This window comes from uncultured Nostoc sp. (assembly GCF_964245445.1).
Taxonomy (GTDB): Bacteria; Cyanobacteriota; Cyanobacteriia; order Cyanobacteriales; family Nostocaceae; genus Nostoc.
The window spans coordinates 19870-27393 of sequence record NZ_CAXTNE010000052.1 but is presented as its reverse complement, the minus strand read 5'-3'; the positions used below and the strand labels follow the sequence as shown (position 1 = coordinate 27393).

6 protein-coding genes are annotated in these 7524 nt (G+C 41.5%); 2 read left to right on the top strand and 4 right to left on the bottom strand.

Translation table 11 applies throughout. The annotated features are described in order from the left end of the window. From ACFE90_RS11920 to ACFE90_RS11905, 4 genes are all read right to left on the bottom strand, one after another. The coding region (locus ACFE90_RS11920) for a polysaccharide biosynthesis/export family protein (RefSeq protein WP_375500705.1) at positions 1-421 on the bottom strand (421 nt) is incomplete at its 3' end. 235 nt (positions 422-656) lie between these two features. Continuing rightward, positions 657-1379, bottom strand: a complete 723-nt coding sequence (locus tag ACFE90_RS11915; protein ID WP_375500685.1) for a cyanoexosortase B system-associated protein — start codon at positions 1377-1379, stop codon at positions 657-659. 120 nt (positions 1380-1499) lie between these two features. Then, positions 1500-2393, bottom strand: coding sequence for a cyanoexosortase B (crtB, locus tag ACFE90_RS11910; RefSeq protein ID WP_375500703.1), 894 nt, complete (start codon positions 2391-2393; stop codon positions 1500-1502). 123 nt (positions 2394-2516) lie between these two features. Beyond that, positions 2517-3698, bottom strand: coding sequence for a DegT/DnrJ/EryC1/StrS family aminotransferase (locus ACFE90_RS11905; RefSeq protein ID WP_375500683.1), 1182 nt, complete (start codon positions 3696-3698; stop codon positions 2517-2519). 533 nt (positions 3699-4231) lie between these two features. On the opposite strand from ACFE90_RS11905, the gene ACFE90_RS11900 reads away from it, so the two are divergent. Together ACFE90_RS11900 and ACFE90_RS11895 are read left to right on the top strand one after the other, a co-directional pair. Then, a complete protein-coding gene (locus tag ACFE90_RS11900; protein ID WP_375500681.1) occupies positions 4232-5785 on the top strand; it encodes a GAF domain-containing protein in 1554 nt (517 codons plus the stop codon). 269 nt (positions 5786-6054) lie between these two features. Then, positions 6055-7473, top strand: a complete 1419-nt coding sequence (locus ACFE90_RS11895; protein ID WP_375500679.1) for an IctB family putative bicarbonate transporter — start codon at positions 6055-6057, stop codon at positions 7471-7473. Positions 7474-7524 lie beyond the last annotated feature (51 nt).

Below are 7524 nucleotides of genomic sequence, written 5' to 3'. Positions count from 1 at the left end.
TTAAACCCAAGCGAATTTTTTCTTGAGCTTCTTCCAAAGTCAAACCTTGTAAGGAAACTTTTCCCAGTAGCGGCACCACAATGTTACCTTCTGGGTTGATTAAAGCTTGAAAGCTCAAATCTGGAAAGCGCTGCACCGAAACGCTAATTCCATCTCCTATTCCTAAGCGGTACGGCCCAGGAGGACGCTGAAGCACAACACCAATTGTATCTCCTGGCCCCAAGAGATAGCGACTGAGTTGGGGGGAAATTTCGTTATTTGCACTTGGAGGCACGACCTCAGTACCTGGCACAGGTGCAGGGGGTTGCCTTGGTGATTGTCCTTGAGATGGAAAAGGCTGGGCAACAACAAGCTGGATAGGTGCTGTTAAAAAAACTCCTACTTGAAGACTGACAAAACACAGGGCGCTGAATGCACGCATATAAGAACTTTGATCTATGAACATCGGTGCAAGAAAACTGAGATAAAAATTAGTCGCGCCGAGTGGTAATTTTACTCTAAAAATATCCTAAACGTTTCTTTTATCTACAAGTATTTTACCAACAAAAAGTAGAAAAATTTTACCAATTCTAATTTATAACTTCATATTTTTAACCTAAACGTGATTGTAGAGATACAACTGAAGCATCTCTGCACAAATGCATCTATAACAGACTCTACAAAGAGTCTGCCATCAATTTAGCTTGCACTGTTTCTCCAATAGACTGTGCTAAAGGCCAAGATGTTTCTACCTGCCCCAAAGGTTCTATTGGAATCAGAATGCTCACGCCCACCCAAGGAGTGCGTTGCTTACGCCACTGGGCTAATTGATCTACCAAGAACCAGTGGAAAGGTGATGGATTTCCGCCATCTGGCATAGCGTACCATTGCAAGACAGCGAAGGTTTGCTGTGGTGTGACGGCGCGAAAGAACCTAGCTTCTACTTTTGTTTCAACCTTAGATGTCAACTTTGCAGGCGGTTTTACAGTAAATTCAGCAGAACGATATTGAGCTATATCCCACTTTCCCCAGCGTGATCTTCCCCAGCCGTTAACGTCTGTCCACTCTACCTCTGGTTGATCCATAGGCCCATTTTGCGGCAGCAAAAGCAAGATTGCCTGGGATTCGGAACCTTCTTTTTTAATTACCTGCAAAGACCATTTATGTTCGCCAATTTGCTGTTCTACTTGTTCAATAGTTTGCCAACCAGGAAGGGGTAACCCAGCATGGCGGACCTGTTTTAACTCCTTGAGGGTAGTAACAGGTGGCGGCTGTTTCCATTGCCAATGTCCTGTCAGGTATCCGGGAACCCCTCCTATTGCCAATAAGAGTAGCAATAACAAAAGTGCAGCCACCTGGCTCAATTGGTTTTCCTTAAAAAACTTGGAGAAAGAAATCATCAGTAAAAATTATAATACTTAGGCAAAATTTTACTTCATAAAATCGCACCATGAGTACAGTAATATTTATTAGTAGAGAAAAAGTAGGGGAGGCAGGGAAGGCGGGGGGAGAAAGAATGACTAATGACTTTCCCCTTCTTGTTGAGTTTCTGATGTTGAAAAATAGCTATTAATCCAATTCAGTAAGGGCACTAAAGACACCAACATACAAGCAGAGTAAAGGTCACCACCCCAACCCTCATGCAGCCATTTAAAAGCCGCTTCTTGACCTGTGCCGTGAAAGAAAGTCAGTAAAGTATTACGAATGATATTGGCACAAGTACTAACGATCGCAGCAAGAGATAAAAACGTTATAAATGTGCGACGTGAAGACAAAGCATCTGTCCAATAAAGCAGCATCAAGCCGACGTAGAGAGTAGTAAACAACATTTTCAGCCCTGCACAATAGGGAGCAACTTCTACAATCCGTCCTCCCACGTAGAGATTTATCTCATCTACGGTTACGTCCATACCAAATTGATTCAGTATAAAGCCTGCTGTGCCAGCGATGAAGCTCTGAAGAGGCAAGGTATAGGGAGCAATGAGATAGGGTACTGCCGTTGGGGTTGCCAAAAAGACTAGTATCAGGGGGAATCCTTGCAATCGCAAACCTGCTATTCCCTTAAACCACAAGCATAATCCTGCCAGTATAACAGGCAAGGAAAGGTTAACCCACTCTGTAACACCACTAAGATAAAACACTGATCCGAATAACAATAAAACAGGACCCAAAGGATGGATGGTATCTGGTAAACGTTTCCACTTTTTCCGGTTCATCCAGCCCAGATAAGCCGCAAATGGTAAACCAATAATTCCGTGGCTGAAATATTCGTGTTCTGTACTGATATTTTTGTTCAGCCAACCATCCAACCAGTGTAGCAATATAGGAGCATAAAGCAGCAGCAAAACGCCTAAAATAGCTAGATTTAATAAGCCTGATGCGTTTCTGTTTCTAACCTGTTGCTGGAGTGCCATGATTTTCAGTAATTCAAAAACTTTGGTCATTAGTCATTGGTCATTAGTCATTGGTCATTAATTGAGAGAAAGTACAAATGACTAATGTCTAATTGTTAGATGTACATTAGGTATGAATTAACTTCAGGCTACCACGCTACCAAGGTCAGCATGAGAGGGTTTCTCTGTTTTAGAAGTTGAGACTGCATGAGCGATAGCTGTTACAACTTCTTTAACTTGGCTACTGCTCAAACCAGGATACATTGGTAATGATAATATTTCTTTTGACAGTTTTTCTGCCTGGGGAAAATCTCCAGGCTGATAACCTAAGTTGGTGAATGCCGGTTGGAGATGACAAGGAATTGGGTAATGAATGCCAGTTTGAATTCCTACTGCTGTAAGTTTTTCTTGGAGTTGCTGGCGTTCTATGGGACAAGAATCATCAACTCTAATGACATAAAGATGATACACATGGCCTATATCACTTTGGTTTTCCAGATGGATAATACCAGCAGTTGCCAAGGGTACTAGTTCTTTATCATACTGCCGGGCAATAGTCAAGCGATCGCGATTCCATTGTGGCAAATATGGTAATTTTTGGTGCAAGACTGCTGCTTGTAAAGTATCCAAGCGGCTATTTGTACCTGGTTCAGTATGAAAATACTTTTGCGATGCACCATAATTTCGCAAGCGCATCATCTTCTGAGCTATATCTGAATCTCGTGTTAGCAACATTCCTCCATCCCCAAACGCTCCCAAATTTTTGCTGGGATAGAAACTAAAAGCTGCTGCTATTCCGACTGAACCAGCGTAATATCCATCTCTTTGAGCGAGGTGTGCTTGTGCAGCATCTTCAAAAATTAGTAGTTTGTAGGTATCGGCAAAATTCAATAGTTCACTTGGTGATACCATTTGACCATAGAGATGCACAGGGATAATTGCTTTGGTATGAGGCGTAATTGCCTTTGCTGCTTTTCTTAAGTCAATTAAAGCTGTTTGGCGATCGCAATCTACCAGAATTGGCTTCGCGCCAGCCCGTTGTACCCCAATCAAGGTTGCTATAAAAGTGTTTGCTGGTAAAATCACTTCATCGCCAGCACCAATATTACACGCTTGCAAACCGAGAGCGATCGCATCTGTTCCTGATGCAACACCAACTCCATAAGCTGCGCCAGACGCTGCCGCAAATGCTGCTTCAAAATCTGACACTGCTTGCCCTAAAATAAAATCTCCCTGTTCCAATACAGATTGGATTGCATGTTGCAATTGCGTTTGAATTGGTTCGTGTTGTAACTTCAAGTCTACAAAAGGTACTCTAATGGTCATTTTATTCATTACCAATTGTCCTCAAAAAATATTTACTCGGATGGAAAAAATAAAAAAGCCTGTACAATTTTCAGCATAAAATTGTAATAGGTTTAATCTATTGAATCGAGACTTATATAAACTATCTAGGATTGTCAGCCATTAATGCTAGTTGTTATAAGTAATTATTGCTATAAAAAATACATAATTTTAATTTTATCAGTAAATTTACTTTTAATATGCCAGTCAGAATTTTCCTTCTGTACATAAAGAATGACAGCCCCTTTGTATTGTATCCTTAGCATTAGCTTACCCTGGCTGAATCTAAATCTAACGCAGTCTGGCTGTAAAATCCCAAGCAATAAAGGCTACACCAGCGTTAAATAAAGAATATTCAGCACTAGTAACCGACTTAATGTAAGAGATAAAAAATTTTTGCTCCAAATTTGTTTGTCAGAGGCAAAATTAGGGAATGCTTAAAAATAGCAATTGATAACCCAGAATAGGGCTTATATCAATTACAGTATCGAGAAATTATTAAGGTAGCAGTGGCAATGATAGAGCCTGAAAATAAATTATTTGCCCTAAAGGATGGTTGGGACTCTCATGAATCAAGAGAACAACAACGCCTCAAAGCTTTGTCAGATTTAGGTTTGCGGCAACCAGAGACGATTCCGGTTTTTGAAGAAGCCACACAGACTGCTGCCCACTTTTTGGAAGCACCAATTTCCATCTTGGGATTTGTAGATCAAGAACGCCACTGGTTCAAATCGGCGGTGGGCTTATCTAGGCTGGGGCTAATGAATCATTTAGCACAAAGTCGCCAACTGCCACGTCGGGAATCCTTTTGCACTCAAGTAGTAGAGAGTCTTCAAATATTTGTAATTAATGATACGCATAACCTAACAGACTCAGTACTTGCTAGCAGTAAGTTAGTGCAGGATTATGGTATTCGTGCTTACTTAGGAGCGCCACTGATTGATGCTGAGGGACATTGTTTGGGTGCATTGGCGGTGATGGATTTAGTGCCGCGTAATTTTACAAACCGAGACATTGAGTTTTTACAAATTATAGCTCGTTGGAGCATGAGTGAATTTGAACGTAATCGGCTTTTACAACGGAGACTCGAATCAAGTACTCCCGTAATCGCTCCGATATTTTCAATCAATGACGAACGGAATACTGAAATTAAAATCACCCCAGCCACTACAGATAGCGGCTCTGTTTCTACCAAGGAACTGAAACTGGAACTTTTGGATCAGCTAACTCAGGAGTTACGCACGCCCTTAACATCTGTACTTGGTATGGCTAGTGTTTTAGGACGTGAAATTTATGGGCCTTTGACGACTAAGCAAAGAGAATATTTGGAAATTATCCAACACAGTGGTCGGTACTTACTTTCCTTAGTAAACGAAATTACCGAACTAGGAGCTATGGATGAAAACTCAAACGTGCTAAATATAGCTCCTGTGGATATCGAAATGCTGTGTCAACAAGCGATCAATACCCTTGAAGAAGTGGCTAATCGCCGTGAACAAGATATTCGCCTCTCTATAGAACCAGGACGCAATCGCATTTGGCCTTTAGATAAAGACAAGGTGCGGCAAATCCTCTATCACTTGGTTTTCAGTGTGATTCAACTTTCGGCTACAGGTAGCATTGTTCGTATTCATGTTTCTTACAAAGAAGATACGCTCAACATTACTATTTGGGTTTCCCACCCTTGGCTAGGGGACGGTATTACTGAAGTTGATCCCTACTTCCGTCTCAATTCTTTGTCGCTGCTGGAGCTAACAGGTGAAGTAGCAACTTACAATACTCATGGACAAAACCAGGAGCAAGGAGATATTTCATCAGTAGCAGTGGATAATTCAAATCACTTAAGTGCGAATCACTTAAATTTCTTTGCTGCTAGTTCAGGTATAAATTTAGCTAAATCACATGGAAATATCTCTCGTGAAAGTTTGGGTCTGTTGCTAAGTTGTCAACTGGCAGAATTGCATAGTGGACAAATTTTGATTCAAGGTTCACCAGAATCAGGATATCGTTATGTGCTTTCTTTGCCACTGCAACTGGTGACTTCTTCACAAACAATCAGCGATGTCTAATTACAGCTAGTAGCGAACAGGTTACAGGTTACAAATAATAAGGAAATACAAATTCATGCTTTGTTATGTAGTAACTAGGTGAAAGGTTAATCAACGGCTATCTTCACTTAGTATTAGCTGAAGTGTTTTAGATTACAGGTAGTGGCTGATCGCTATGAGTAAGAGCATCATCACTAAACTGCAATTTCGTTATTACCTTTTTATAGCCATAGGCATTATGATCAATTCCAAGTTCTGCGTCGGCAGGCTAATTGATCGCAATGTTTTTTATGAATTTAGTCTGGCAACGATTTACTTTATCATCTTTCCCGCTCAAAGAATACCTTGCTACCAGTTACGTACATCGTTTTCTGGTGGGACTGTTAAGTTCTTGGCGGCAAACCAGCGTCTTGATTCAGTGGGGAGATGCGATAGCAGCTGCTTTGCTCAGTTTAGTATATGCGCTTGCACCTTTTGCTTCGAGTACATTGGTGGGCTTGTTGCTGGTGGCTTGTGTAGCATTTTGGCTGTTGTTGACTTTATCTGATGAAGCAACACCAGCAAATATCTCCTCAGTCACTCCCATTCACTTACTGGTATTGCTCTACTGGGGGGTTGCCGCAATCGCAACGGCATTATCACCAGTGAAAAAGGCGGCACTTAACGACTTGGGAACGTTAACCTTGTATTTGCTGCTATTTGCCCTTTGTGCCAGGATACTGAGGTCGCCTCGCCTCCGGTCTTGGATTATCATCCTTTACCTACACGTATCGTTAATTGTCAGCGTATATGGGTTGCGGCAATGGTTTTTTGGAGCCACAGCACTGGCAACTTGGGTTGATCCAGAATCTCCTCTGTCTAAAACTACCAGAGTCTACAGTTATTTAGGCAATCCCAACTTATTGGCTGGATACCTCTTACCAGCAGTAATTTTTAGCTTAGTGGCAATTTTTGCATGGCAAAGCTGGCTCAAAAAAGCCCTAGCATTAACAATGTTAATTGTCAATACTACCTGCTTGATCCTCACTTTTAGTCGTGGCGGTTGGATTGGACTAGTGGTGGCAATTTTGGCTGTGATGGCATTGCTAGTTTATTGGAAAAGCTTGGAAATGCCTCGTTTTTGGCGTACCTGGTCGCTACCGATTGTCTTGGGAGGTTTGATCGGTATATTGTTGCTAGCAGTAATATTTGTAGAGCCAGTGCGCCTACGAGTGTTCAGCATTTTTGCTGACCGTCAAGATAGCAGTAATAATTTTCGCCGAAATGTGTGGGATGCTGTTTTCGAGATGATTCGCGATCGCCCAATTTTCGGCATTGGTCCTGGACACAACTCTTTTAATCAAGTTTATCCTCTTTACCAACGCCCTCGTTATACTGCTTTGAGTGCCTATTCGATTTTGTTTGAAGTGACTCTAGAAACTGGCTTTGTTGGTTTAGCCTGCTTTCTCTGGCTAATAATTGTCACATTTAACACGGCATTTCTACAAATGCGACGACTGAGACGATTGAGAAGTGTAGAAGGATTTTGGTTAATTGGAGCGATTGCTATTTTGTTGGGGATGCTAGCTCATGGAACCGTAGATACTGTCTGGTATCGTCCTGAAGTTAATACCCTTTGGTGGCTCATAGTTGCCTTAATTGCTAGCTATTGGATACCTTTAGCTCAAAACCAGATAAATTCATCTAACTTAGAACCAACAGTAAACTAACATGATTAAGTTGTCAGTTGTTTTTCTACTGAACAACTGACAACTGAGTGA

Excerpts from the sequence above, each read along its gene's own strand:
- ACFE90_RS11915 (WP_375500685.1), bottom strand. The coding sequence starts at position 1,379 with ATGATTTCTTTCTCCAAGTTTTTTAAGGAAAACCAATTGAGCCAGGTG.
- crtB (WP_375500703.1), bottom strand. The coding sequence starts at position 2,393 with ATGGCACTCCAGCAACAGGTTAGAAACAGAAACGCATCAGGCTTATTA.
- ACFE90_RS11905 (WP_375500683.1), bottom strand. The coding sequence starts at position 3,698 with ATGACCATTAGAGTACCTTTTGTAGACTTGAAGTTACAACACGAACCA.
- ACFE90_RS11900 (WP_375500681.1), top strand. The coding sequence starts at position 4,232 with ATGATAGAGCCTGAAAATAAATTATTTGCCCTAAAGGATGGTTGGGAC.
- ACFE90_RS11895 (WP_375500679.1), top strand. The coding sequence starts at position 6,055 with ATGAATTTAGTCTGGCAACGATTTACTTTATCATCTTTCCCGCTCAAA.